This is a genomic window from Suipraeoptans intestinalis, assembly GCF_009696485.1.
GTDB classification, from domain to species: domain Bacteria; phylum Bacillota; class Clostridia; order Lachnospirales; family Lachnospiraceae; genus Suipraeoptans; species Suipraeoptans intestinalis.
Genome location: NZ_VULY01000018.1, coordinates 1,603,145 through 1,628,643, shown reverse-complemented (window position 1 = coordinate 1,628,643; position 25,499 = coordinate 1,603,145). Strand labels below are relative to the sequence as shown.

Here is a 25,499-nt window from a genome sequence, read left to right as displayed (position 1 = left end):
TCATTCACCGTCTTTACGCAAGACCTTTACAAAAACATCTGACAGATCTGCTTCCTTATTTTCTGCATCGGACATTTCTCCGATAAGCTTCTTTGTTGCTCCTTCCAATACAAGCTTCCCTTTATCTAAAAACACGATTCTGTCGCACAGATATTCAACCTCATCTAAATAGTGAGAGGTATAGATGATATTTAAGCCGCCATTTTTCAGTTCTTTAAGATATTCCAATATTTCCTTTCTGGAAATCGGATCAATTCCGACACAAACTTCATCACAAATCAGGAGTTTAGGATCGTGGACCAGTCCGGTTATCAGATTCAGCTTTCTTTTCATTCCACCAGACAACTTACTTGCCTTCGTCGATATCTTCTCCTTCAGTCCTGCTTTTTCAATTAGTGCAACGCTTCTTTCTCTTGCTTCTCCTTTGTCTACTTTATACACAGATGCAAAAAACAGCATATTATCCATTACGGAAAGTTCCGGGTATATAGCCAGCTCCTGCGGAACATAGCCAATATCCCAAATGCTTAAATCCGTATAATTAAGTTCTCCGTCAAAGGATACGTTTTGGATGATGCAATTCATCAGTGTACTTTTACCTGCACCATTCACCCCCAATATCCCATAAGCATTTCCATTTTCAAAATGATATGAAAAATCTATAAGAGCAAGAGACTTTTTATATTTCTTTGTTACATGTTTTAGCTCCATCATATCTATACCTTTTCTATCGAAAAATGTTTTTTGCAGAATTTTTTAGAAATGTGAGTTCCTATAACCGAAACAACAATGATAGCTACTGCAATTACAGCCATCATGGGAATTGTCCTGAGCTCTTGCATTTTCATTGCATAGCCCTGTCCGTACATTTGCTTTACCATGTCTAATTGCTGTTCTCTCGTAATCATATAAGGAATTACAGTGCCACCTACATAATGGAAGAGCATAGCTAAAACAAAGGACAGACTAAGACCTTTAAATCTGTTTTTTGATTTTGATACCAGCAACTCGGCAATGATTCCTGCAGCAACCATCATCCCAATGTAATAGGGCATAATTCCACCTATCCCCCATATTACACAGTAAATTAACATGGCCCATTTCTTTTGAACTTTAGCTCCTGTCAATACAAATGGCAATGCTAAAAATAAGCTTTGTACAATTGGTGAAATCAGAATGGTATATGGTGTAAACAAGAAAGGCATTGGTATCAAGTACATAAATAGAATTCCTAATACTGAAAAAGCTGCTACTAACACTAAATCTTTCACTCTTAATTTGTTATCCATTTTATTCCTCCTGTCATTAAAAATGTGTAAACCGATATATATAGTACACACAACATATAATCGGTGATCTTGAAACTGGCTTCTGTCAATACTGTTCTTTTTTTACCTATGACCATCCCCTTTGTTTCAATTCCCAGTGATAAATTTTCTGCACTTCTTATTAAGCTGAAAACAACAGGGACAATGATAAATCTCCAGATCACTACCGGATTTTTATTTTTAATTAGCTTTCTGGTTTTAAGACTCATATAAGATATGGAAAAGTCGTATCGCAGCGCCGGAAATAATCTTATAAATGAAATAAGCGGTATGAGAATATAGTCTGTTATATTGGCCTTCTCTAATGCTTCTATGATTGTTATAAGTTTTGTATTGCCTGTTACATTTTTTAATGCATACCCGCACATCATGCCTCTTATGATAAAAATCTCAATAAAAGCCTGATAATATAAAGGGCAAACCATCCTCAGTTTGCTTAACACAAAATAAGTAACTGCCATTTTTATTGAAAGCATATAATTTTTATTAAACAAACATACTGTCGCTACTATTCCCATGAAATATATTGAATTTTGTTTTGACGGATAGAAAAATACAGCATTCGCAGCCGTAAAAAACACAATCAAATTCACAATAGGATTCACCTTTGAATATCCTGCTTTTTTGTTTTCTGCAGAGCCTTTGAGTTTCGCCTTCCTCACAGATTGAAGCTTACATATCATCTCACTAAAATCATTTTGATTGCTGAGTTTTCTATGTACAGTTGCTTTTCCATCCTCTAAAAGAATATATTCATCCGCAACTTTTGACAGAAGTTCCAAATCATGAGAAATCAAAAGTACAAATCTTCCTTCCTCCCTCATTTTTCTTATCAATGCACAGATACAATTCATTCTTTTAAAGTCTAACCCGCTGGTAGGTTCATCCAGGATCACAATCTTATCATTACTTGTATATGCTAAAAGCACCGCCAGTCTTAACGCTTGTCCTCCTGAAAGTTTAGACGGATGCCGATCTTCTAATCCATCCATATCCACCATTTTAAGAAGATTATGAATTTCCAAATCGCTTAATTTATTATTTTGAAGAAGAATCTCATCTTTTACCGAAGCCGTAACCATCTGATGATAGCTATCTTGCATACAAAAATATGAATGATCTATTCTTTCTTTTTTTGAAAGAATGCTGTTGTCAAAGGCAAAAACCGCTTTTCTGTTCTCAAGAAGTCCTGCAATCAATTTGCCTAATGTACTTTTCCCCGAACCATTCCTGCCGATAATCGCCGTTACCTTATTTGATTTGATTGATAAAGATATATGATTTAATATTGTTTTATCTTTGATATCGTAACTAAGATTTAAAATTTCCAATGTTCTTCTTGATTTTCTGTCAAAATCCTCTTGATTATTTGAGAAAAATATATTTTCACTTCTAACTTCAAATCCATCCCCTTTTATCAACGCTCCATCCTGCATCACATAAACCTTATCGCAGATATCTTTTAGATAACCGACCCTATGTTCCGCAATCACTATTGTTACTCTTCTTTTCTTAAGTTCATAAATATGTTTTTTTAACTCCTCTATCTCGTTCATATCCAAATTAGCTGTAGGCTCATCCATAATAACTATTTTGGGGGTTTTCATATAGGAGCTTAACACGCTGAGCGTCTGGGCTTCTCCACTTGATAAATTCAAAATATTTTTATGCAGCAGTAACTCCTGATACTGATCTTTTAGACAAGAAAATTTATCTTCTATTTCTTCTTTCCTATTGCCAATACATTTTGAAGAATACTTGCACTCATCGTCCGCATTGGAAAATAAAAATCCACTTTTAGGATTTTGCAGAATACTGCCGACGTATTTTGAATTGAGTCCAGCAAAACTGTTTTTATAATCATAAAAATCTGTTTGAAAACTACCCGTAGCTACCCCCTGAAATACACTGGGACAAAGTCCATTTATAACTCTCAGCAATGTAGTTTTCCCACATCCACTCAGCCCTGTAAGGACAACGCACTCACCCGTTGTTATCTGTAAATTTATCTCTTTCAAAGCCGGATTTATTTCTCCCTCATAAGTGAAACAGAAATCCCTGAACTCAATCACGTTTCCACCTCTTTCTTCAGTGAATATTTTATCTATTTCATTCATTGGACTGATTATAGCACCGTCCGGAAGCAAAGTCAATGAATTAAAATACATTTTAGTTCATTGACTTCCTCTCATGTACTTGCTAAAATATGGGTATAATTTCTCGATTGGAGGTGAACAGATGCCGGCTAATTTTACAAAAGAAGAAAGGGAGCTTTTACTAGAAAAATTCTATAAAGAAGGATATATTCTTCTAAAAAAATTTGGATATAAAAAATTAAAGATCGTTGATATTGCCTCTTCCGTCGGAATCGGCACAGGAACGTTCTATCATTTTTTCAAGAGCAAAGATGCGTTTATTATTTGGCTTATAAAGAAGAGAAAATACGAAACAAGGGAACAGTTCTTGGCACTGTCCAAAGAATATCCAACCGGAATTCCCATGGAAGTTTTTGAACAATTTTTATTTGATACAATTTCATACAATAACATTTACAGATGCCTTACTCAAGATGACTACAATATCCTGCAAAAAAAATACGGACTTCTTGATAACCGAAATGAAAAAATAGAAGAAACTGCCACATTTATGATGCGTAAACTGGCAACCACCAAATCTATCAATGATTTTCTTCTATTTTCAGAAGCCTATACGATCATCATTATCGGCACTTCCGATTTGAATAAATTAAATCCTGAGCTGACTGATACTGCTGTGAAACAGCTTATTCATTCGGTCTGTCAATTTTTATATTAATCTATCTATACACCCGTCCTTTCTACATAGAAAACTATCGTTGATATTGCAGCAGTTCTGTATGGAACCGCAAAATCAATCTTTTTTACAGCACAGACAATACGCCAGTGGATCAAGGCCCACTGGCGTAAAAATCATTTTGAAGCTTCTAAAATAAAAGATGCATAAATAGTGCGCTGATGGGAATCGCCAGCACTGTCCTTTCAAAGAAACAAATCACCAGTTCCTTTAATGTGACCGGAATCTTGGTTGACAGCATCACAACGATCGTTTCAGAAAAGAATATGATCTGCACCATGGACACTGTTACGACCATATACCGCGCTTCCAGTGACAACCGTCCCACTTTGTCGGCGATCAGAAGAACCGGCAGAAACATTTCGGCAATCCCAACCGGGAGAGACGGCGCGATCTGCGCCGCATCCGGCACTCCCAATAGCACCAGCAACGGTTCAAACAGCTTTCCGATCCAGTGAAATACCGGCGTATAGGTTGCTATGATCATAGCCACAATACCGGCTGCCGTCAGCAGGGAAATGACTTTCGGCAGAACAAAACAACTGTCTAAAAGACTGGACCTGATCTCTCGAAAGAAATTCGGCGCAGTAGCCGCCTTCTTGATGGCCCGGGCACCGCCAATCCTGACAACAGATCTCGCAGGGATTTTTTCCGCCTGAATCTCTTCCCTTGTCTGTTCATGCCCATCCAGGTAAACCGATTGCTTTCTGGACAAGGGCGGAATCCTGCACATAAAGAAGCTGATGATCAGCGTGATCAGCATTGCGATAAAATAGATCGGTAAAAAGTAGTCCGATAATCCGGCCGTTTCAATCACCTTATATGCGAATCCCACACTGACGGCGCTAAATCCGGTAGCGATCAACGCCGCTTCCTTTTTTGTATAGACGCCGCTTTTATAGAGCTTGCTGGTGATCAGAACTCCCACCGATGCAGAACTGACAAAGGATGCAATAGCATTTACCGCACTCCTTCCCGGCGTTTTAAAGACCGGTCGCATCAGCGGCTCCAGCAGACTGCCTATAAAATCCACGATCCCGTAATTCAGCAAAAACGGCATGAAGATCCCGCTTACCGGTATGATCAACGCAACGTCCATGGCAATGGAATAAACCGTTTCCCCGATATCCGGACTGGTAATACAGGCAGGTCCTGTAAAAGATGGAACTGTGAAATGTAGCAGAAGGATCAACGTACAGACTCCGCCAAACAGGTAAAACAAAGGATGTATCACGGAATCTTCCGCATAGTACCTGTACAGGAATGAATCCTTTCGCTTACACAGGTACTTCCCATAGATACTGGCAATGGCATTGCCCATAATTATGATCCCGCCCAGCCAGGATCCCAGAAGGCCCAGGTTGGATTTGATGCTTTTATACACAATCCCAAACACTACGTCCGTCGTTCCCTTTATGGTAACGGGAACAAAAAAGATAAATACTGCGATCAGGGTAAAGATAACTGCTTTCACCGCGCCCTGTCTTTTCTGGCTATCTGACAATGTAAGCTGATCCAGCACCGCATTGTTGTTTAAATTTACATTGTTCTTATCGCTCTCCATACGTTCCCTCCCTGCTCTATTCCTTCTTTTTTAAAGCAAGAATGGAAAGATACTCAAACACAATATTTGCCGCAAGGTACGATGTGATCTCTCCGTGATCGTAAGCAGGAAGCACTTCCACCAGGTCAAATCCCACAAAATTCAGATCCTTCATGCTTCTTACCAGCTCAAGCGCCTCCAATGACGTAAATCCGCCCACTTCCGGCGTTCCCGTTCCAGGCGCATAAGCAGGATCTACAAAATCGATATCAAAGGTGAGGAAGCAGGGAGTATCTCCGATCCGCTCCAGCGCTGTCTGGATCAACGCCGGCATCCCCATTTCCCGTACTTTATGTGCCGGGATCAGCTTCATGCCCAACTCTGCCGCCATTTTGTGCTCATTTGGGTCGTACAGGGAACCTCTCATTCCGATCTGAACAGAGTGGGCCGGATCAATCAGCCCTTCCTCCAGTGCTCTTCTAAAGGGCGTTCCGTGGTTGTACTTTTCCCCGAATACTTCATCACACAGGTCGGAATGCGAATCAAAGTGGAGCAGCGCCACCGGACCATGTTTTTTCGCTACGGCGCGCAGCTCTGCCAGGGTAATGGAATGATCTCCCCCCAATATGATGGGACAGGCATCTGCTTTTAATATCTCCGCCACTCCGGCTTCTATCGCCGCATACGTTGGGTGGATGTAGCCGGGCGTCACATTAAAGTCTCCCATGTCTCCTCCCTTTAAGCTGTCCATAATGTTTACCTGCATGATCACGTTGTTTGGTTTCATCATGGCAGAAATATTACGGATCGCATTGGGGCCAAAGCGTGAGCCGGATCGGAAAGAGCTTGCCGTATCAAACGGAGCTCCTGCAATTACGAAATCAAGTCCTTCTGCCGAGTCCACTTTCTGCATCCTCATAAATGTTCCCATGTTACAAAATCTTGGCGAAGATAGTGCGCTTGCCGGTTGCTTATTCTCTGTCATAGTCAATCCCTCCTACATGAAATAAAATGATCTTGTTACATTGTTACGTTGTTAACAACTTTTGTTGTGTAGAGCATAGCATTAAATCTGCTCTCTGATATATACGAATCCTTGATAAGTTATATGAATTGTCATATAATAACCCCAGAAACTGTCGGTCTTCTTTCCTGGGTGGTGACAACTATGGACAGCAAATACTTTGAATATGTCATTGCAATATCCGAATGCGGCTCGATCAACAAAGCTGCACAAATCCTGCAGATCTCTCAGCCTAACCTGAGCGTCAGTATCAAAAATCTGGAGCAGGAACTGGGATTTTCAGTGTTTCAACGCAAAAAAACAGGAGTTCATCTGACAAAAGAGGGCGAACTTTTCATAAAGTCCGCCCAAAAGATCCTGGTAGAACTGGAAACCATAAAGAACATCCCGTTCCTCTTTACAGACAAGAAAAACATTTCCATCTCCTGTACCTATTCTTTCGATTTCATGAACTGTTTTTTGGATTTTAAAAAGAAAAACCCCTCCATTACTCATGAGGATCAGTTTAAAGAAACCGGCCTGATACAGACGATGCGGGATGTGATAGAGCAGCGGTATCGGATGTCGCTGTTTTACTGTTTCGATCAGGTCAGCCACGCTTACCACCAGTTTGCGGAAAGACACAATTTAAAGCTGATTCCCATTGCTTTAAACCGGCCGCTCATTCTTCTTGCCTCAAAAAGACATCCTTTGGCACGAAAGCGTGAGATCCTGTTTTCCGACATTCCGAATTATAAATTTATTATGTATGAGAATTTTAAATTTGACGAGTGGCTCCAGATCCTTGGCTTCAAAGACGATCATAAAATTTTGTACGTCTTTGACCGCGGAAGCCTGCTGGATGCGATCACCCGAAGCATGTACGTTACGGTTATGATGAAACGATATGCAGATACCTACAGCAAAGATTGTGTGGAACTTCCCATCATCCATGCGCCCGGCGGAATGAGCGCTTTCCTCCTGCACCATTCTGCCTATACGATGAATTCCCGGGAAAAATTGTTCATCAGACAGCTAAAGAAGCTGTTTTCGGAGGACAGGCCATAAACGTCTGCCCGCAGACTGACTTGCAGACATGCCAAAGGCGGGGAAAAATCCCCGCCTGAACTTTCTGCCTCTTATCGACGTTCTGTTTTCTCACAGCCGTTTTTTCTTGAACAGATCAAATCCGCTGCAATACGCCATAAAATGTTGCATTCTGTTGCAACCATCCTTCTCCTTGACCACCGATGCGATAGATGTAGTAGGAATCAAAATGAATGGAGTTGGCCTCTATCACGGCAAACGTTTCATTCCCCACGCCTTCCTTGATTTTTGCCGCAAACTCGGAAGCCCTGGCATCATAGTCGGCAATCTCTATTCCTGCACCAATAACCACTTTGTTTTCGTAACGACTCTCTCCAAAATAATTAAATAAATATCCGTATCCTAACGCTCCTTTTTTGTTCTTCATATTTCTCCTTTCTATGCTATTAATAGCATCAAAAAAGCACTAAGCTTTTTGCCTAGTGCTTTTTTGGTGCCTACTTCACATCTACAAATATTTATCTCGATACGTCTTTTTTCTTTCCTTGCTTTTCAATACTCCGTACTTTTTTACTAGTAAATTTTTTAAATTTACGTATTCTTTCTTGCAAGCCAGAACTAATCTTCTCTATCCTCGCCGAATCCATATCAGGAGATTTCGAGAAAATATCAATCAGTTTTTCAGTTAGCCCTGCTATGCAGATGTAGGAAAGATCTTCAGATAAAAAAACCCCCAAAATAGTTTAACCCACACCCAATATTATTTTACGACTGATTATGGAAAAAATTCTTAGGCAAACTAATAAAAATGAATAAAACACCTTCTGTAGACATGCAAAAACCCTTGTAAATACAAGGGTTTTTTGTAATCGGAGTGACGTGATTCGAACACGCGACCTCTACGTCCCGAACGTAGCGCTCTACCAAGCTGAGCCACACTCCGATGGTAACTACGGATAGAGGACTTGAACCTCTACTAACAGAGTCAGAGTCTGCTGTGCTGCCATTACACCAATCCGCATCGTTTACCACGAACATTAACATTATATCAAACCTCTGAAAAAAAGCAAGAGAAATTTTTATTTATTTCCATTTATTTGACACAAAAATATCAACAGCCGATTTTTCCTCTCTCTTTTCAAAATCTAATCCAGCCTTCTACCTGCAATTTGAGGCTCTCCACTCCCCTGACACTCCCTCTGCTTTCAGACTCTATCGCTTTTTCTGAAAGTCATTGCTCCTAAACCGGATCCATTGTATAATAGCGCAAACACTATGACCTCAAAATCATTTGGAGCATGACAATCCATTGTTTACAGAAAGGAGCGCACGTTTATGGAAAGCTTTGCAGTTTACGCATTCCCTTTTGGATTTTTAAAAATAGGATACAGGGAGGAAGTGGTTCTTTTTCTGGAAACACTGGAGCACTCAGACCACCCGGGGCAAAAAACCGCTTTTACGGAAAAAGTTTTCCGGGAAATCACAGAATATCTGGAAGGTAAACGAAAATCCTTTACCTTTGCTTACGAATTGCGGGGAACCGAATTTCAAAAACGGGTCTGGAGGGCACTGACGGAAATCCCCTACGGAGAAACACGAAGCTACAAGGAAATCGCCATCGCCATCGGAAACGAAAAGGCTTCCAGGGCAGTTGGTCTCGCCAACAATAAAAACCCTGTTGCCATCGTGGTTCCCTGCCATCGCGTAATCGGGTCAAATGGAAAACTGGTGGGCTATGCAGGCGGGCTTCCTATGAAACAGGCACTGCTGCAGTTAGAGCAGGCGCACAGCAGGAAAAACACACCCTCCTAAAAAGGAGGCCGCTGCACAGTTTGTGAGAATCTCTGCATTTATATATCCGAAGTATCTACATCTGCCGTGATTCGGATAGTGTAATCGGGATACTCCGTTCTCAGTTCTTTCTCCAGGATCTCTATCCCTTCCTGATGCCGGATGTCAAAGCTTAACACCACGTCAAATCGCATGTCTTTTTCTTTCAGATCCATGTAAAATCCGTGCAGCTGCAGTACCCAGTCGTGAGACAGCACGATGTTTTGTACCTTGTTTCGGATCCTGGAGGGTTCATTCTCCCGCGTATTGTAGGAATAGACTCCCACTCCGGTAAGGATCACTCCTGTCTGAGCATACACTCGCTCCTGCAGTTTTCTGGTCAGGACATCCACCTGTTCCACCTGCATGTTATCCGGCAGCTCCAGATGGACGGAAGCATAATTCTTGTTGGGTCCGTAATTGTTCAGGATCAGGTCATAAGCCCCCATCACTTCTTTTTCTTCTGTCAGGATCTGCTTGATCCGCTCTGTCATCTCCGGATCCGGCCTCTGGCCCAAAATCTCTCCCAATGTTTCCCACAGCATTTCAAAACCGGATTTTATAATGATGGCGGCGATGACCACTCCTACATAAGCCTCCAGGGAAATCTGGCAGACCATGTAAATGATGGCAGAAACAAGCACAGAAGCAGAAAGGACTGCGTCAAACAGGGCATCTGCACCAGAGGCTACAAGCGCCTGGGATTTTACTTTCTCTCCCTGTTTTTTTACATACCTGCCCAACAGCAGCTTCCCCAGGATCGCAGCTCCGATAATGATCAGAGACGTCATGGAATAGCTTGCCTGCTCCGGATGCAGGATCTTTTTGACGGATTCTGCCAGCGCAGTAACTCCCGCATAAAGGACGATCAGCGCAACGATCATGGCGCTTAGATATTCGATCCTTCCATAGCCCAGCGGATGCTTCTTATCCGGTGCCTTTCCCGCCAGCTTCGTCCCTGTGATAGTGATCACGGAAGACAGTGCGTCTGACAAGTTATTGACAGCGTCCAGCACCACAGCGATAGAATGTGACAAAAGCCCTACTCCCGCTTTAAAGCCTGCCAGCAAAAGATTGGCCGCGATCCCTACTGCGCTTGTCCGGATAATGATCCTGTCTCTTTCTTTTCGTTCCGTTTCCTGATGCTCCCCGTTTTTTCTCTCCATCTTTTCCTGATGCTCCTTTATTCTATGATATATGCCTTCACGATCTCTCCATAATAGGCCGTGTGAAAATCTCTGTTTGATCCGTGGAAGGAGGAAGCCACATCCTGTGGATAAAAGGCCTCGATCTCTTCCGGGCGGATGGCATGGCGATCCTGCTCCTGTTTATAGATCACCTTACATTCCAGGGTCAGCGGCAGCTCCCGGATCCCCGGAACAGAAATCTTTTCCGCCTCTTCCAGCGTCAGTCCCAGTTCCTTTATTTTGTCTGTATCATATCCCGACTTCGTACCACAAACCCCGATGATCTTCCGGTCATACTCTCCCAGAGGAATATTGATGGTAAATTCTCCGTTTTCGTCCAACTGCCTCTTGGTAAATCGGCCTTCCCGCACAAAGGTAGTAAAGATCGGTTTGTTCCATTCGATTCCCAGGGTTCCCCAGGAGATCGCCATCGTGTTGACTCTTCCTCCCGCCTTCGTGGTCAGTAGTACCCCGTTTTTTACTCCTGTCAAAATCTCATTTGCATACGAAACTACGTCTATTTCTCTTTTCATCCGTCATCCTCCTGCCGTTTTGTTTTTCTCGGTTTCTGCCCCGTTTTCCTGGCTTCTATTCCTAATTATAATCCTTTTTTTCAGAATGGCAACCGGGACTGCTTCTGAAAAACTGTTTTGGAGGCTTACTTTGTATTGACTTTATCTTTGTAACGTGATATCATGCTACCTAATTAAAATTATGGAAAGGGGGGGAGTCCCCGTGGACTATGAGTTGCTTTTGGATCACACAGAGCGCATCCTGCTGACGCTGCGCTCCTACTATCTGGAACAGGGGTATTCCAGATACCGCATGGAAACGTTTGAAGAATATGATCTGTACCGTCAGCACAAAGACTTTTTAATTTCAGATCAGATCATCAGCTTCACTGATCTGGATGGGACGTTGATGGCTCTGACGCCTGATGTAACGCTGTCGGTTATCCGCCACACTCCCTTATCCTCTGATTCTCTGCAAAAGCTGTTCTACAGCGAAACCGTCTATCGTGGGCTTCCGGGAAGCACGCATTTTCAAGGGATCCCTCAGACAGGACTGGAATGTCTCGGCAGGATCGACACGGATTGTATCGGAGAGGTTTTGATGCTTGCAGCCAAAAGCCTTAGCGCCTGCCAGAGACCTTTCATCCTGACGATTTCCCATTTAGCGCTGCTTTCTGCCGCCTTGCGGCAGATCACGGAGGAGGATGCCATTCTGACCGCCCTGCTAAAATGCACCAGAGAAAAAAACTGTCATGGAATTGAGGAAATCTGCCGGAGCCATCAGATCCCCTGTCAGTACGCTAAGCCCCTGCAGGAATTGATCGCCACCTTTGGTCCTCCTTCCGTCGTGCTTCCCAGACTGGCTCCTTTGGCCAAACATCTGGGCGCCTATGACAGCCTGTTGGAACTGCAGGAGTCTATCCATGCCGGATTTGGGAAGGACTCCGCCCGGGAACAGTTCTTTCTTTCCCGGCTCCAGATTGATTTCTCCGTAACCGGAGATACCAACTACTACAACGGGGTTCTGTTTAAGGGATTTTTGGAGGGAATTCCCGAAAGCGTCCTGTCCGGCGGAAGGTATGATCATCTTGTGCAAAAGCTGGGGCGAACGGAGGGAGCCATCGGATTTGCACTTTATCTGAATAAACTAAGAGGCGAAACCTGCACGCCCTGACCGGCAGCCGCCTGTGCCTGTTTTCTAAAGGAACACTCCACCGTTGAAGTATCCGCAGTTTCCGGCGGCGGCAACCTGTTTTTTGAAACATACTGTCTGCAACTTTGCATTTTTTCATATCTGCAAGAATGGAAGGAGGTCAACATCTTGGATTCTCTGTTAAATATTGCCCTTCCCAAGGGACGGCTGGGTCGGATCGTCTATAAACAATTTGAGCAGGCCGGTTTTCCCTGTCCCGGTATCCTGGAGGATAACCGCACTCTGGTCTTTGAATATCCTCCGGCCAAAGTCCGGTACTTCTGGGCAAAGCCTTCCGATGTCGCCACCTATGTCTCCCGGGGCAGTGCAGATATCGGAGTCGCCGGAAAAGATATCCTGCTGGAATATGAGCCTGCCGTCTATGAACTTCTCGACCTTGGCATCGGTGCCTGCCGCATGGCAGTAGCCGCTCCCACAGGATTTTTAGACGACGGCTCCCGCCCGCTTCGGGTGGCCACCAAATTTGCCAACATTGCCGCCGGCTACTATGCTTCCCGGCGCCGGGACATTGATATCATCCGCCTGAACGGCTCCATTGAGATCGCTCCTCTTCTGGGGCTGTCTGACGTGATCGTAGACATTGTAGAAACCGGAAAAACCCTGAAAGAAAACCGGTTGGAGGTTATAGATACCCTCCTTCCCATCAGTGCGAGGCTGATCGCCAATCAGGCGGCCTTCCAGTTTAAATACCTGCAGATCCAAAAGATCGTACAGCAACTTTCCCTGCAAAAAAAGGAGGAACACCTATGATCCCTGTTATTTCCTATCCTGATGCCGCTACCTTGGACGCCCTGTTCTCTGCATCCCGTCTGTCCCCTGAAAATCGTGCGATTTCCGATTCTGTTTCCCGGATCCTTGGGGACATCCGCCAGTCCGGCGAGGAAGCGCTTCTTTCCTATACGGAACAGTTGGACGGCGTTCGCCTCTCCCGTCTGGAGGTCACAGAAGAAGAGATCAATTCTGCCTTGGATCAGATAGATTCCGATTTTCTGCAGGTGTTGAAAACATCTGCCGCTCAGATCCGCTCCTTCCACAGTCACCAAAAACGGAACGGGTTTTCCTTCTCTCCCGGAAAAGGGATCCTTCTGGGGCAGATGGTTACCCCTTTGGACCGGGTAGGGATCTATGTCCCGGGCGGAACGGCCGCCTATCCCTCCACCGTACTGATGAACGCCATTCCGGCAAAGATCGCCGGATGTCGGGAGATCTTTATGGCTACGCCTCCTTCTCCAAACGGGCAGATTTCTCCGGAGATCCTGGCCGCCGCCCGCCTGGCAGGTGTTACCCGGATCTTCAAGGCAGGAGGCGCTCAGGCCATTGGCGCCTTCGCTTACGGAACCGCTTCCATTCCCGCCGTAGATAAGATCACGGGCCCCGGAAACGCCTATGTGGCAGAAGCGAAAAGACAGGTATTTGGCCTGGTTGCCATTGATATGATCGCAGGTCCCAGTGAGATCCTGATAATTTCCGACGGACACAGCTCTCCCAGGCATCTGGCTGCCGATCTTCTTTCTCAGGCAGAGCATGACAAAATGGCCCGGGCAGTGCTGATTACCACCTCTTCTCAACTGGCTTTACAGGTGCAGCAGTCTCTGGAGGAACAGCTCTTATGTCTCCCAAGGCAGGAGATTGCCAGGGCTTCCCTAAAGCAGCGTGGCTGCATTCTGGTGGTGAACGATCTTCCTGCCGCCATTCAGATTGCCAATCAGATGGCTCCGGAGCACCTGGAACTGTGTGTGGATTCCCCCTTTGATCACCTGCCGGATATCCGCCATGCCGGATCCATCTTCCTGGGGTGCCACTGTCCGGAAGCTCTGGGAGATTATCTGGCAGGTCCCAATCACACGCTCCCCACCGGCGGGACTGCCCGGTTTTTTAGCCCTCTGTCGGTGGATGATTTTGTAAAAACCAGCCAATACACCTATTACACCAGGGAAGCCTTTTTACAGGCAGCGCCGTCTGTGGCAGCTTTTGCCCGGAAAGAGGGACTGGAGGCTCACGGGCGAAGCGCCCTGATCCGGAAGGAGGAAGCTTATGAGTAGATTTTTTACCTCCCGCTATCGTCACCTGACGCCTTACCAGCCGGGAGAACAACCCTGTTTTAACAGTTTCCTGAAACTAAATACCAATGAATCTCCCTTCCCTCCCACTCCACAGGTGCAGGAGGCAGCGAGAGAAGCCGCCGGAAAGCTGCACCTGTATTCCGACCCGGAATGCACCGCCTTAAGGCAGGCTCTGGCCACAACCTATCGGCTTTCCCCCCGGCAGCTTTTGTGCGGCAATGGATCGGATGAATTGTTGTATCTGGCTTTTCTGGCTTTTTGCGGAGAAACCTGTCCTGCCGTGTTTCCTGATATTACTTACGGGTTCTACTCCGTATTTGCAGAAATGACCCGGGTTCCTTTTCGTACCGTCCCTTTGCTGCCGGATTTTTCCGTCGATCTGTTCCATGAAGATCTGGATCAGGGAACCATTTTCCTGGCCAATCCCAATGCCCCCACCGGTCTTTGGATCCCGCCGGAGCAGCTCCGGGCCTTTCTGGAGCGTCACTCCCGTCAGCTGGTGGTCGTAGACGAAGCTTATATTGATTTTGCCGGGGAAAGCGCCCTCGGTCTTCTGGAACAGCACGCCAACCTCCTGGTCATACAGACGTTTTCCAAATCCCGCTCTCTTGCAGGCGGGCGTCTGGGATTTTGCGCAGCGCACCCGGACATCATCGCAGACCTGAACACCCTGCGGAACTCTCTCAATCCTTACAACGTCAACCGGATGACCATGGCCGCCGGGATCGCCTCGCTTTCCGATCCCGTGTCCTTTTCCCGAAACTGCCAACGCATCTGCCAGATCCGGGAAGCCTGCCGTCACGCTTTGGAAAAACTTGGATTTACCGTTACCGCTTCCAAAGCCAATTTTCTTTTTGCTTCCCACCCCGCTGTTTCCGGGAAGAAATTATATCAGCAGCTAAAGGCTCAGGGAATTTTGGTCCGGCATTTTGACCAGCCCCGTATTTCCTCCTATATTCGGATCACCATCGGTACACAGCCTCAAATGGATCGGCTTCTGGACGCTTTGGAAACGATCCTTCTTACAAGAAAGGAGTCTTTATGAGAACCTGTCAGATCAAACGCACTACTACGGAAACTCAGATCCGGCTTCATCTGAACCTGGACGGAGACGGCTCCTCCTCCATTGATTCCGGCTGCGGCTTTTTGGATCATATGCTGACTCTGTTTGCCAAACACAGCCGGATCTTTCTGGAGCTTTCCTGCAAAGGAGATACTCAGGTGGACGATCATCATACGGTAGAAGATATCGGGATCGTGCTGGGAAGCGCATTTTCCCAGGCTCTGGGAGATCGGCGCGGCATCCTGCGATACGGACACGCCATCCTTCCCATGGACGAAGCCCTGCTCCTGTCTGCCGTTGATCTGGACGGACGGGGACATCTTACCTGCGCTCTGGAAATCCCCACGGAAAAAGTAGGAACCTTTGACACCCAATTGGTGGAGGAATTCTGGCTTGCTTTCGTCCGCCACGCAGGCTGCTCCCTCCACATCCGTCAACTTTCCGGAACCAATTCCCATCACATTATTGAGGGAGCCTTTAAATCTGTCGCCAGATCCCTGCGGACTGCCGTCCGGATAGATACGGCCTTTCCACAGGATCTGCCGTCCACGAAAGGGGTGTTGTCATGATCGCCATTTTGGATTACGGAGTGGGAAACCTGTTTTCTCTGCAAAGCTCTCTGGATTCTATCGGGGAAGCCTCCATCATCACCAGGGATCCCCGGCAGATCCACCAGGCAGACCGTCTGATCCTTCCGGGAGTCGGCGCTTTCTGTGATGCCATCGGCCAGTTAAAGCACTTTGGGCTGGATCAGGTCATCCGGCAGGAAACAGCTTCCGGCAAACCCCTTTTGGGAATCTGTCTTGGCATGCAGCTTCTGTTTCAGACCAGCATGGAAAACGGGATCCACCAGGGATTGGGATTGATTCCTGGCACAGTACGCCCCCTCTTCCCTGTAGTGCCTTCTTCCTGCAAGATTCCCCACATCGGCTGGAATCAGCTTCATCAGACGCGAAGCTCCGCCCTGTTCTCCCGGATTCCCCGGGATTCCTTCGTATATTTCGTTCATTCCTACTATGCCGCCGACTGCTCTGATTTTGTGATCGCTACTACCGATTATGGAATTCCTCTGACTGCCGCCGTTGCCTGCGGCTGCGTGTACGGCTGTCAGTTCCACCCGGAAAAAAGCGGCGCTGTAGGACTTGAGATCCTAAAAACATTTTGTCAGGAGGTAGACTGAGCATGTATATATTTCCAGCCATTGACCTTTATGAAAATCAGGCGGTGCGTCTTTATCAGGGTGACTACAGCCAAATGGACCGGTACAGCAAGGATCCTGTCGCCCTGGCCGGCCACTTTGTCCAACTGGGCGCCTCCCATCTCCACCTGGTAGATCTTATGGGCGCCAGATCCGGAACCTGCCCTCATCTGCCTCTGATCTGCCGGATCAAGGAACAGACCCGGGCCTTCTGTCAGGTAGGAGGTGGCATCCGCTCCATGGAAGTGATCGAGCAGTATCTTTCTGCCGGGCTGGACCGGGTGATCCTGGGAACTTCGGCAGTCACAGATCCTCAGCTTTTGAAAAGCGCCGTAGCTCGCTACAAAGACCGGATCGCCGTGGGAGTCGATATCCGGGACGGACAGGTAGCCGTGTCCGGCTGGAAGGCCTCCTCCCAAAGAACCACGGAGGAATTTTGCCGGGAACTGACGGATCTTGGAGTCCGTACCGTCATCTGTACCGACATTTCCCGGGACGGAGCCTTGCAGGGGCCTTCCTTCTTCCTGTACCGGCGTCTTTCTTCTCTGTTCCCGCTGCAGATCATCGCATCCGGCGGCGTTTCTTCTGTTGCTGACCTGCAGAAGCTGGCAGAACTGAACCTTTCCGGCGCCATTGTGGGAAAGGCGTACTATACCGGCGCCATAGATTTGCAACATGCTTTGGAGGTGATTCGATGATCACAAAACGTATCATTCCCTGTCTGGATGTAAAAGACGGACGGGTGGTAAAGGGGGTAAATTTTTCCGGACTGTCTGACGTGGCTTCTCCCGTAGAGCTGGCCAAAGCTTACAGTCTGGCAGGCGCCGACGAACTGGTCTTTTATGATATCACCGCTTCCTCGGAACAGCGCCGTCTGTTTACGGACATCCTCCGTCAGACAGCCCGTCAGGTCTTTATTCCGTTGACGGTAGGCGGCGGCATCCAGAGCCTGGAGGATTTTGACCGTGTCCTTCACTGCGGCGCCGACAAGGTCAGTGTGAATTCCGGCGCACTAAAGCGTCCTTCCCTCATCTCGGAGGCCGCCAAAAAATATGGAAGTCAGTGTGTGGTTCTGTCGGTAGATATCAAGCTTCTGGATGGCACCTACTACGTTTATGCCAAAGGCGGCCGGGAATATACGGGATTGGAAGCTCTCTCCTGGATCCGCCAGGGGGTGGCGGCCGGCGCCGGAGAGGTGGTGGTCAATTCTATCGACACGGACGGCGTGAAGCGTGGCTTTGATCTGGAGCTATTGTCTCTCGTGTCTTCTCAGGTGGACGTACCGGTCATCGCTTCCGGAGGAGCCGGTCACATTCAGGATTTTTTGAAATTGTTCCGGACTCTTCCCAAGGTGGACGCCGGACTTGCCGCCTCCATCTTCCATTTTGGAGAAGTGGCTATCCCCGATCTGAAACAGGCCATGGCAAAGAACGGGATCCCCGTTCGCCTGTAGATCGGATCTTTTACCCCCAAATATCTTCCTCTGCTCACGGAAAGGAGTGTTTTTATGATCGATAGTTCCACCCTGCAATTTGATGAGAAGGGCTTGATCCCTGCCATCGTCTGCGACGTAGCAACCGGCCAGGTACTGACTCTGGCTTACATGAACCGAGAAAGCCTGCAGATCTCTCTTGCGACAAAGCGCACCTGCTTCTGGAGCCGTTCCCGTCAGGAGCTTTGGCTAAAAGGAGAAACCAGCGGAAATTACCAGCACATTGTTTCCATCACAGCCGACTGTGACAGAGATGCTCTGCTGGTCATGGTACGCCCCTGCGGCCCTGCCTGCCACCGGGGTACCTTCTCCTGCTTTGGAGATCCTTCTCCTGCAGACGAGGAAGGCCTTGATTCTTTTTCTCCCGGACAGCTTCTGCAGCTCATTGCCGAAAGGAAGCTCTCTCCCAAGGAAGGCTCTTATACCACTTATCTGTTTGAAAAGGGTCTGGATAAGATTCTGAAAAAAATCGGGGAAGAATGTACAGAGGTGATCATTGCCGCCAAGGCGGAGGATAAGGAAGAAACCATTTATGAAATCGCCGATCTGTATTATCACACCATGGTACTGATGGCAGAAGCCGGCATTTCTTTGGAAGACATCCACCGGGAGCTGGCCTCCCGTCATGTGATCGATCACAAGATTAAACAGGAAAAAATGACAAATTGACACTTTCTTTTTTCCGGGAGCGTTTTTCGCGTCCTGCATCGATTCTCCGCCAATTGGAATCGTCGCAGGAGGCTGACAGACGCTCCCTTCCATTCGCTTACGCCTCCTGGCGTATCGAAAAAACAGCTTTGTTGCCGCATATGGATTACAGAACGGTAAACATATTGTAGAGCTTTAGGAGCCGGATATCCTCTTTGGATATTTTCAGTGTGGCGACGAGTTCCTCATCTTCTTTCAGCCGCTCTCGCGAAACCAGCATTTTTGTCGAAACCGGCATCATCGGTCGTGAAGACAGACCGGTCCACATTCCCCATTTGTATTTGAAATCAAGGGAGGCCGCAAGAATCTGTATCGTTCCCTTTTCAAGGAAAAGATGCTGATTTGTAAGCTGAATGATAGAAAGCGCGTCGTAATGCTCTATCGTTCCGGAGTATGTGTTCTCACATATGGGATAATGCTTGTAATCATCAAAGTTCATGTACATCATCACCCTCTGCATGTTTGTCCCGTCTGAGGGCATCACGTCAAAAACCATTCTGAGGATGGAGTTATTCCTGCCGTCATACCAGTATCCGTAGAATTGGGAGAGGTTCCGGAAAAACGGCGGGATCTTCTGATCGCCCAAAACCCTGTCATGACTTCTCTTCATGTACAGAAGCTGGTCTATATTTGCATCGAGTGCCGCCGCAATATCATAAAGTGTATTGATGTCTATCGATATCTCGCCCTTCTCATATTTCGACACCGTTGCCTTGCTCTTGTAGATTCGCTCTGCAAGATCATCCAGTGTCATCTTTTGCTTTTTTCTGAACGTTCTGATTTTATTACCGATTTCCTTACTTGCCTCATTCATGGTATGCCTTCCTAATCATAAGTGAATCTTGCGTCTCGCTAACGGTTTCATAAAAGTTTCATAAAAATTTCATAAAAATTGACTGCGGTCTAAATTGTTCATATTTTAGAACAATTTTCTTTATCATACAGTAAAACGCGGGTTTTTGTCAATTCTGACGATATTTCTTTAAAAAAAATCTATTTTGGCGACACATGACATATTTGGAACGCCGGCGTCTTTTATGCTACTCTCAAGTAGTAAAAGATGGAGAGAAGGTTCGGTAAGCGGTTCTCGAAAAAGCAGCGAAAACGGGCCGGCAGAAAGGAGCTTGTGAAACAATGAGACCAATCATAGGTATTTCAACCAGTATCATAATCGACAGCGGCGGAATGTTCCCCGGCTATCACAGATCGTATGTTAACCGGGACTATGTAAAAGGAGTGCTGGCTGCGGGGGGCGTTCCTGTCATGCTTCCTATGACTGACGACAAAGAAGCCGTAGAGGCTGCGCTTTCCCTGTGCGATGGACTGATTCTATCCGGCGGACAGGATGTAAATCCGCTTTGCTACAATCAGGAGCCTCACAAAACCCTCGGCGAAGTCTGTCCGGAACGCGACGCTTTTGACCTTGATTTGTACAGGCTCGCAAGAGAAAAAGACATGCCGGTGCTTGGTATTTGCAGAGGCTCGCAGATCATTGCGGTCGCCGAGGGCGGTACTCTCTACCAGGATCTCTCGCTGGCAGAGACTTCTCTCAAGCATTCCCAGGGGCACAGTCCGGCGATGCCAAGCCACCATATCCATGTCGAGGAAGGAAGTAAGCTCTTTGATATCGTGAAAGAAAGGAGGATATGCGTAAACTCCTTCCATCATCAGGTAATCAACACTCCCGGTGACAGGATGAGAGTCACAGCCAGAGCGGATGATAACATCATCGAAGCGATAGAGCACAAGGATGCGAAATTCGTCCTTGCCGTTCAGTGGCATCCCGAGATGATGCACGCAAGCGACGAGCACATGCTCCATATTTTCAAGGCATTGATACACCACTGCTAGTTTCGTATTACTATTTTATTATCATTTCATTCAGGAGGAATATTATGGAACAGAAAAGAAAACTCGGATTCTGGTCAATCGTTCTTTTGACCATCAACTCAATCATCGGTACAGGGATCTTCCTGTCACCCGGCGGAGTTGCGAAACAAAGCGGTGCGCTTGCGCCGTTCATCTACGTCTGTGCAGCAGTATTTGCGATCATGCTCGCACTTACCTTTGCAAGCGCAAGTAAATACACAAGAGAGAGCGGAGCTGCCTACGCATATGTAAGAACAGCATTCGGCGACAACACCGGTCTCTATGTAGGTATCACAAGATTCGTATCTGCAAGTATCGCATGGGGCGTAATGGCGACAGGCGCGGTCGGAACTGCCTTCCAGATACTGGGATATCAGAGCGATGCGATTACTTTCGGAATGAGGACGATCGGATTTATCGTTCTCATGGTAGTTCTCTTTATCATCAATGTCCTGGGAACAAAGATTTTCGAGTGGGTATCAAACCTCTCAACGATTGGTAAGTGTGTTGCACTCGTATTTGCAATTCTTGCAGGTATCGTAATCGCAGTGAAGACCGGAAACCACATGGGCGAGATAACTGCACTGGTAAATGACGCCGGAGAAAAGGTAGTTCCTCCGATGACGACCGCGGGATTCGTAACTGCCCTCGTAGCTGCCTTCTATGCATTCACGGGATTTGAAAGTGTAGCTTCCGGAGCCGGTGATATGGAAAAGCCTGAGAAGAATCTTCCCAGAGCCATTCCTGTCGCTATCGGAATCGTAGCTGCGATTTACTTCGGTATCATCCTGACAGCCATGCTGATCGATCCCGTCGCTATGGTCACAAGCTCGTCAGTGGTAGTGCTTGCCGACGTATTCAAGAGTACGGTTATCAGAAATGTCATCGTCATAGGTGCGTTCGTATCGATGTTTGGAATCAACGTCGCATCGTCCTTCCATACACCGAGGCTTCTCGAAGCCATGGCTCTGAGAAAGCAGGTGCCGGATGTTTTCGCCAAGAGAAACAGCAAGGACATTCCTGTAAACGCATTCATCATCACTGTGCTTTTCGCCATCGTAATTCCTATGGCTTTCTCGTATGACATGAAAGGTATCATGATCATTTCGACGATCGCACGTTTCGTACAGTTTGTACTGGTACCTGTCGCTGTCATCATGTTCTTCTATGGCAAGACGAAGAATCCCACCCTTGAAGGCGCCAAGAAGAATTTCGCAACAGATGTGGTAGTATCGGTGATCTCTCTGATACTCACCGCGCTCCTTCTGTTCAAATTCGACTGGAAGGGAAGCTTCTCTACCACAGCTGAAACAGGAACGTCCCTGAACATGTTTGCAATCGTAGCTATGCTCATAGGATACGTAATCATCCCTGTTCTCGTATACTTCTACGCTAAGGCTCACACCGACAAAAAGATTGCACAGTAACTATATTACGGAGATATAAAAATGGATAAAACAGTATATAACGCATTTGTGGAATTACTCGGTTCCGAACTTCGGCTGGCTATGGGCTGCACGGAACCAATAGCGGTGGCTTATGCCGCCGCGAAGGCAAGGGAAGTCCTTGGGCAGTTCCCGGAAAGAATAGAGATGTATTGCAGCGGGAACATCATAAAAAATGTAAAAGCCGTCACAGTGCCTAATTCCGGCGGCAGAAGAGGTCTCGAAGTCGCATCGATTCTCGGCGCGGCTTTCGGGGATGCCTCCCTGGAGCTTGAGGTAATCAGCAGGGTGAAGGATGAAGAAATAGCGCGGCTTCAAAAGCTGCTTGACAAGGACATCTGTCACTGCCATCTTGAGACGGGAAAGGACAACCTGTATATCCGGACGGAGGTATTTCATGGCGCCGACAGTGCTCTTGTAGAAATCGCGGAAAAACACACCTACATCACACGGATAGAGAAGAACGGGGAACGGATACTGTCTCAGGAACCGCTCCATCTTCTTAAAAGTGATATGTCCTTTCTGAATCTTAAGGACATATACACCTTTTCAAAGGAAGTCGATCTTAAAGACATCGATAATCTGATCGTCAGACAAATCGACTGCAATAGGAATATTGCAGAGGAAGGGATAGAGAAGCCTTACGGTTCACAGATCGGGAGAAGATATCTCGGTATGTATGGAGATTCAGATTATCGCTTCAAAGCGATTGCATACGCAGCTGCCGGAAGTGATGCGAGAATGAATGGCTGCGCCCTTCCGGTCGTGATAAACTCCGGATCCGGAAATCAGAGCATAACTATGAGCGTTCCTATCATCCTGTATGCGAAGGAAAAAGGGATAGCACACGAGGAGATGATACGTGGACTTGTATTTGCGGACCTCGTTGCGCTCCTCCAAAAGAAATACATCGGAGATCTTTCTGCATACTGTGGAGCTACCTGCGCGGGATGTGCGGCGGTAGCCGGCATAGCCTTTATCGAAGGCAGAGATCTTAAGATCATAGGAGAGACTGTCGTAAACGCAATTTCAACAATCGGCGGAATGGTGTGCGACGGGGCAAAATCCTCCTGCGCCGCTAAAATTGCCATGTCACTCTCTACCAGCTTCCTGGCATATGATATGGCTTTGAACGGACTCAGCTTCAAAGCCGGAGAAGGACTGGTGGTGGACGACATTGAAGAGAGCATCGCAAGGATCGGAAGGATGGGCCGTGAAGGAATGCGTTCAACCGATGAGGAAATCCTTAACATGATGCTCGGATATTAAAAATGCAAAGAATGTAGGATCCCTAAATCTGCATAGCACGGCCGGCAAACAAAAAAGCTCTTCCTTCTGAAAAGAACAGTCTGTTCTGTCTTTCAGAAAGAAGAGCTTTTGTTTCGGGGTTTTATCAATATCCCTCTTCCGGCTTCCTTCCGGTTTTACTTCCGTCTCTATTTCGCCTGATTGATGGCTTCCTCGATCCGTTCGCTCAGCACCTTTTCCTGGGATTCGTCATTCAATGCACCTACAATCGGTTTTCCTACGATCTTTCCGTTTTTATCCACTACCAGCGTTGTGGGGAATGCCATGATGGAACCTTTCAGCTTCTCCATCTCTTCTCCCTCTTTGATCTTCAGATTCGGGAAGGTCACATTACTGGACTTTAAGATTTTCATCACTTCTTTGTCTACTTCTTCTTTTCCTGCATCGGTACAGATTCCCACCATCTTTACGTTCTTTTCTGCCAGCTTCTGGCTCATTTTTTCCAGATCCGGCATCTCCTCGATACAGGACTGGCAGCCGGTAAACCAGAAATTCACCACTGTGGCTGCATTCTCCTTAAACATTGCTTCCGTATACTGCTGCCCTGCAAAATCCTCTGCCTTGAAAGTCGGAAATTCCTTCCCGGCCGCGGCCTCTTTGCTTCCACATGCCGCCAAAGACATCACCAGTATCACACCTGCCGCTACGCCTACTAATCTTTTCAACAATCCATTTTTCATCTTTTTTACCTCTCTTTTTTTGTTGTTACAGCTTTTTTCTGTTTTTCCATACCACCGAAGCCTTCCCCCCGGCTTCTTTTCTTTTTTCTTTGGAACAAGTTCCTTATCCCTGTGTTTTCTGTGATCCGCATGATTTCTTCTGCTTACAGCCGGAACATCTGGACAATGATGTGGAAATTGCCCCGGTAGGACACGCTTCTATACACTTTCCACATCGGATACATTCCAGTGCATCCTGATGTTTGGACATATCCACATCCATTTTACAGGTTCTCTTACATTTTCCGCAGTGAATACAAAGAGATTCATCCACGTGGTACTGGTAGAGGGACACCTTATTAAACAGAGAATAAAACGCTCCCAGAGGACAGATCCATTTACAGAACGGCCGATACAGGAATACCGACAAAATCGTAAATGCCAACAGGATGATCAATTTCCAGGTAAACAGCTTTCCAAGAGTCGCCCGTATGGCAGGATCTACGATAGACAGCGGGATGCCTCCCTCCAAAATCCCCTGTGGGCAGATATACTTACAGAAATAGGGATCTGACCCTCCTACTTTATTGACGATAAGTACGCCCAACAACCACACAGCTACCACCATGATGATATATTTCAGATATCTGAGAAACTTCAGCTTCTCGGTACTGAATTTTTTGGTCGGGATCTTATGAAGCAGATCCTGAAACCATCCAAAGGGGCAAAAGAACCCACAGATCAATCTCCCCACCAGGGCTCCAAACAGGATCAGGATTCCTGTGATGTAGTAGGAAAACCGGAACTTGGAGCTTCCTACCACTGCCTGAAAGGAACCGATGGGACAGGCTCCCGTCGCTCCCGGGCAGGAGTAACAGTTCAGTCCCGGAACACAGACCTGCTTTGCGCCTCCGGTATAAATAGTCCCCTTAAAGAAATTCCATACATGGATATTTGTCAGCAACGTGGCAATCCCCTGTACGATCCCTCTTCTGTTTCGCAATGCCGCAAAATAATTTTTTTCTTTCAACCAGTCAAATACTCTTCCCATTTATCCAATCCCCACGCATTCTAAACAAATTCTGACTGCCTTTGAAAAGACAGTTTCCACCTCTCCGCGATAGGCCCCGTATACAATGAAGAAGATTCCTATCGCCAGCACTGCTGCACTCATCCATTTTCTCGTTTTTACTCTCAAT

At 46.6% G+C, this 25,499-nt stretch carries 27 protein-coding genes and 2 tRNA genes; 15 read left to right on the top strand and 14 right to left on the bottom strand.

Translation table 11 applies throughout. From position 1 onward, the window contains the following. The 3 genes from FYJ34_RS08455 to FYJ34_RS08445 are packed head-to-tail and all read right to left on the bottom strand — an operon-like array spanning nt 1 to nt 3,496. Nucleotides 1-714 (bottom strand): ABC transporter ATP-binding protein, encoded by a 714-nt coding sequence (locus FYJ34_RS08455; protein ID WP_154477819.1) that lies wholly within the window; start codon nt 712-714, stop codon nt 1-3. A gap of 2 nt (nt 715-716) precedes the next feature. Then, a complete protein-coding gene (locus FYJ34_RS08450; protein WP_154477817.1) occupies nt 717-1,289 on the bottom strand; it encodes an MptD family putative ECF transporter S component in 573 nt (190 codons plus the stop codon). Next, the gene (locus FYJ34_RS08445) at nt 1,274-3,496 is read right to left on the bottom strand and encodes an ATP-binding cassette domain-containing protein (protein WP_154477815.1); all 2,223 of its coding nucleotides are present in this window, start codon (nt 3,494-3,496) and stop codon (nt 1,274-1,276) included. The genes FYJ34_RS08450 and FYJ34_RS08445 overlap by 16 nt, the downstream gene beginning before the upstream one ends. Nucleotides 3,497-3,566: 70 nt before the next feature. Here FYJ34_RS08445 and FYJ34_RS08440 point away from each other — a divergent pair, with 70 nt between their 5' ends. Next, nucleotides 3,567-4,142 carry a TetR/AcrR family transcriptional regulator gene (locus tag FYJ34_RS08440; RefSeq protein ID WP_173017083.1) on the top strand — a complete coding sequence of 192 codons (576 nt, stop codon included), beginning with the start codon at nt 3,567-3,569 and terminating at the stop codon, nt 4,140-4,142. Nucleotides 4,143-4,290: 148 nt separating this feature from the next. Here the strand turns inward: FYJ34_RS08440 and FYJ34_RS08435 are convergent, their stop codons facing one another. Both FYJ34_RS08435 and speB read right to left on the bottom strand, forming a co-directional pair. Next, the gene (locus FYJ34_RS08435) at nt 4,291-5,724 is read right to left on the bottom strand and encodes a YjiH family protein (RefSeq protein WP_154477811.1); all 1,434 of its coding nucleotides are present in this window, start codon (nt 5,722-5,724) and stop codon (nt 4,291-4,293) included. A gap of 16 nt (nt 5,725-5,740) precedes the next feature. Continuing rightward, entirely contained in the window at nt 5,741-6,688 is a 948-nt protein-coding gene (gene speB / locus FYJ34_RS08430) for an agmatinase (protein WP_154477809.1), read from the bottom strand. Between the two features lie 183 nt (nt 6,689-6,871). On the opposite strand from speB, the gene FYJ34_RS08425 reads away from it, so the two are divergent. Beyond that, nucleotides 6,872-7,774 (top strand): LysR family transcriptional regulator, encoded by a 903-nt coding sequence (locus FYJ34_RS08425; RefSeq protein WP_154477807.1) that lies wholly within the window; start codon nt 6,872-6,874, stop codon nt 7,772-7,774. A gap of 115 nt (nt 7,775-7,889) precedes the next feature. Here FYJ34_RS08425 and FYJ34_RS12865 read toward each other — a convergent pair whose 3' ends face one another. From FYJ34_RS12865 to FYJ34_RS08410, 3 genes are all read right to left on the bottom strand, one after another. Then, nucleotides 7,890-8,180 carry a hypothetical protein gene (locus FYJ34_RS12865; protein WP_206671426.1) on the bottom strand — a complete coding sequence of 97 codons (291 nt, stop codon included), beginning with the start codon at nt 8,178-8,180 and terminating at the stop codon, nt 7,890-7,892. A gap of 442 nt (nt 8,181-8,622) precedes the next feature. Further along, a tRNA-Pro gene (locus FYJ34_RS08415) sits at nt 8,623-8,696 on the bottom strand. A gap of 7 nt (nt 8,697-8,703) precedes the next feature. Beyond that, nucleotides 8,704-8,774, bottom strand: a tRNA-Gln gene (locus FYJ34_RS08410). A gap of 314 nt (nt 8,775-9,088) precedes the next feature. Between FYJ34_RS08410 and FYJ34_RS13710 the strand changes: the two genes are divergently transcribed. Next, nucleotides 9,089-9,565, top strand: a complete 477-nt coding sequence (locus FYJ34_RS13710) for a methylated-DNA--[protein]-cysteine S-methyltransferase (protein ID WP_154477805.1) — start codon at nt 9,089-9,091, stop codon at nt 9,563-9,565. Nucleotides 9,566-9,603: 38 nt separating this feature from the next. Here the strand turns inward: FYJ34_RS13710 and FYJ34_RS08400 are convergent, their stop codons facing one another. After that, nucleotides 9,604-10,749 (bottom strand): cation diffusion facilitator family transporter, encoded by a 1,146-nt coding sequence (locus tag FYJ34_RS08400; protein ID WP_154477803.1) that lies wholly within the window; start codon nt 10,747-10,749, stop codon nt 9,604-9,606. Between the two features lie 17 nt (nt 10,750-10,766). After that, nucleotides 10,767-11,303: a flavin reductase family protein gene (locus FYJ34_RS08395; protein WP_154477801.1), complete on the bottom strand. Its 537-nt coding sequence runs from the start codon at nt 11,301-11,303 to the stop codon at nt 10,767-10,769. Between the two features lie 202 nt (nt 11,304-11,505). On the opposite strand from FYJ34_RS08395, the gene FYJ34_RS08390 reads away from it, so the two are divergent. The 9 genes from FYJ34_RS08390 to hisIE all read left to right on the top strand — a co-directional run bounded on the left by FYJ34_RS08390 (nt 11,506) and on the right by hisIE (nt 18,980). Then, nucleotides 11,506-12,456, top strand: a complete 951-nt coding sequence (locus FYJ34_RS08390) for an ATP phosphoribosyltransferase regulatory subunit (RefSeq protein WP_173017082.1) — start codon at nt 11,506-11,508, stop codon at nt 12,454-12,456. A 147-nt stretch (nt 12,457-12,603) separates the two neighbouring features. Next, nucleotides 12,604-13,245 carry an ATP phosphoribosyltransferase gene (gene hisG / locus FYJ34_RS08385; protein WP_235899384.1) on the top strand — a complete coding sequence of 214 codons (642 nt, stop codon included), beginning with the start codon at nt 12,604-12,606 and terminating at the stop codon, nt 13,243-13,245. Beyond that, nucleotides 13,242-14,537: a histidinol dehydrogenase gene (gene hisD, locus FYJ34_RS08380; protein ID WP_154477797.1), complete on the top strand. Its 1,296-nt coding sequence runs from the start codon at nt 13,242-13,244 to the stop codon at nt 14,535-14,537. Before hisG ends, hisD begins: the two co-directional genes overlap by 4 nt. Next, complete coding sequence (hisC, locus tag FYJ34_RS08375; RefSeq protein ID WP_154477795.1) at nt 14,530-15,603, top strand: histidinol-phosphate transaminase; 1,074 nt, start codon at nt 14,530-14,532, stop codon at nt 15,601-15,603. Before hisD ends, hisC begins: the two co-directional genes overlap by 8 nt. After that, nucleotides 15,600-16,190 carry an imidazoleglycerol-phosphate dehydratase HisB gene (gene hisB / locus FYJ34_RS08370; protein WP_154477793.1) on the top strand — a complete coding sequence of 197 codons (591 nt, stop codon included), beginning with the start codon at nt 15,600-15,602 and terminating at the stop codon, nt 16,188-16,190. The genes hisC and hisB overlap by 4 nt, the downstream gene beginning before the upstream one ends. Further along, on the top strand, nt 16,187-16,801 hold the full coding sequence (hisH, locus tag FYJ34_RS08365) for an imidazole glycerol phosphate synthase subunit HisH (RefSeq protein ID WP_154477791.1): 615 nt from the start codon (nt 16,187-16,189) through the stop codon (nt 16,799-16,801). Before hisB ends, hisH begins: the two co-directional genes overlap by 4 nt. 2 nt (nt 16,802-16,803) lie before the next feature. Further along, on the top strand, nt 16,804-17,517 hold the full coding sequence (gene hisA / locus FYJ34_RS08360) for a 1-(5-phosphoribosyl)-5-[(5-phosphoribosylamino)methylideneamino]imidazole-4-carboxamide isomerase (RefSeq protein WP_154477789.1): 714 nt from the start codon (nt 16,804-16,806) through the stop codon (nt 17,515-17,517). Then, complete coding sequence (hisF, locus tag FYJ34_RS08355) at nt 17,514-18,272, top strand: imidazole glycerol phosphate synthase subunit HisF (RefSeq protein WP_154477787.1); 759 nt, start codon at nt 17,514-17,516, stop codon at nt 18,270-18,272. The genes hisA and hisF overlap by 4 nt, the downstream gene beginning before the upstream one ends. 54 nt (nt 18,273-18,326) lie before the next feature. Beyond that, on the top strand, nt 18,327-18,980 hold the full coding sequence (gene hisIE / locus FYJ34_RS08350) for a bifunctional phosphoribosyl-AMP cyclohydrolase/phosphoribosyl-ATP diphosphatase HisIE (protein ID WP_154477785.1): 654 nt from the start codon (nt 18,327-18,329) through the stop codon (nt 18,978-18,980). Between the two features lie 145 nt (nt 18,981-19,125). Here hisIE and FYJ34_RS08345 read toward each other — a convergent pair whose 3' ends face one another. Then, nucleotides 19,126-19,833 carry a helix-turn-helix domain-containing protein gene (locus tag FYJ34_RS08345; protein WP_154477783.1) on the bottom strand — a complete coding sequence of 236 codons (708 nt, stop codon included), beginning with the start codon at nt 19,831-19,833 and terminating at the stop codon, nt 19,126-19,128. A 320-nt stretch (nt 19,834-20,153) separates the two neighbouring features. On the opposite strand from FYJ34_RS08345, the gene FYJ34_RS08340 reads away from it, so the two are divergent. From FYJ34_RS08340 to FYJ34_RS08330, 3 genes are read left to right on the top strand one after another with little or no spacing between them, the layout of a single operon-like run. Next, complete coding sequence (locus tag FYJ34_RS08340) at nt 20,154-20,870, top strand: gamma-glutamyl-gamma-aminobutyrate hydrolase family protein (RefSeq protein WP_154477781.1); 717 nt, start codon at nt 20,154-20,156, stop codon at nt 20,868-20,870. Nucleotides 20,871-20,914: 44 nt separating this feature from the next. Beyond that, complete coding sequence (locus tag FYJ34_RS08335) at nt 20,915-22,315, top strand: APC family permease (protein ID WP_154477779.1); 1,401 nt, start codon at nt 20,915-20,917, stop codon at nt 22,313-22,315. Between the two features lie 21 nt (nt 22,316-22,336). Further along, nucleotides 22,337-23,602: an L-cysteine desulfidase family protein gene (locus FYJ34_RS08330; protein WP_154477777.1), complete on the top strand. Its 1,266-nt coding sequence runs from the start codon at nt 22,337-22,339 to the stop codon at nt 23,600-23,602. A 167-nt stretch (nt 23,603-23,769) separates the two neighbouring features. Here the strand turns inward: FYJ34_RS08330 and FYJ34_RS08325 are convergent, their stop codons facing one another. The 3 genes from FYJ34_RS08325 to FYJ34_RS08315 all read right to left on the bottom strand — a co-directional run bounded on the left by FYJ34_RS08325 (nt 23,770) and on the right by FYJ34_RS08315 (nt 25,474). Further along, the gene (locus tag FYJ34_RS08325) at nt 23,770-24,321 is read right to left on the bottom strand and encodes a TlpA family protein disulfide reductase (RefSeq protein ID WP_154477775.1); all 552 of its coding nucleotides are present in this window, start codon (nt 24,319-24,321) and stop codon (nt 23,770-23,772) included. A 103-nt stretch (nt 24,322-24,424) separates the two neighbouring features. Next, entirely contained in the window at nt 24,425-25,351 is a 927-nt protein-coding gene (locus tag FYJ34_RS08320; RefSeq protein WP_154477773.1) for a 4Fe-4S binding protein, read from the bottom strand. Then, nucleotides 25,352-25,474, bottom strand: a complete 123-nt coding sequence (locus FYJ34_RS08315; protein WP_206671433.1) for a CD1871A family CXXC motif-containing protein — start codon at nt 25,472-25,474, stop codon at nt 25,352-25,354. Nucleotides 25,475-25,499 lie beyond the last annotated feature (25 nt).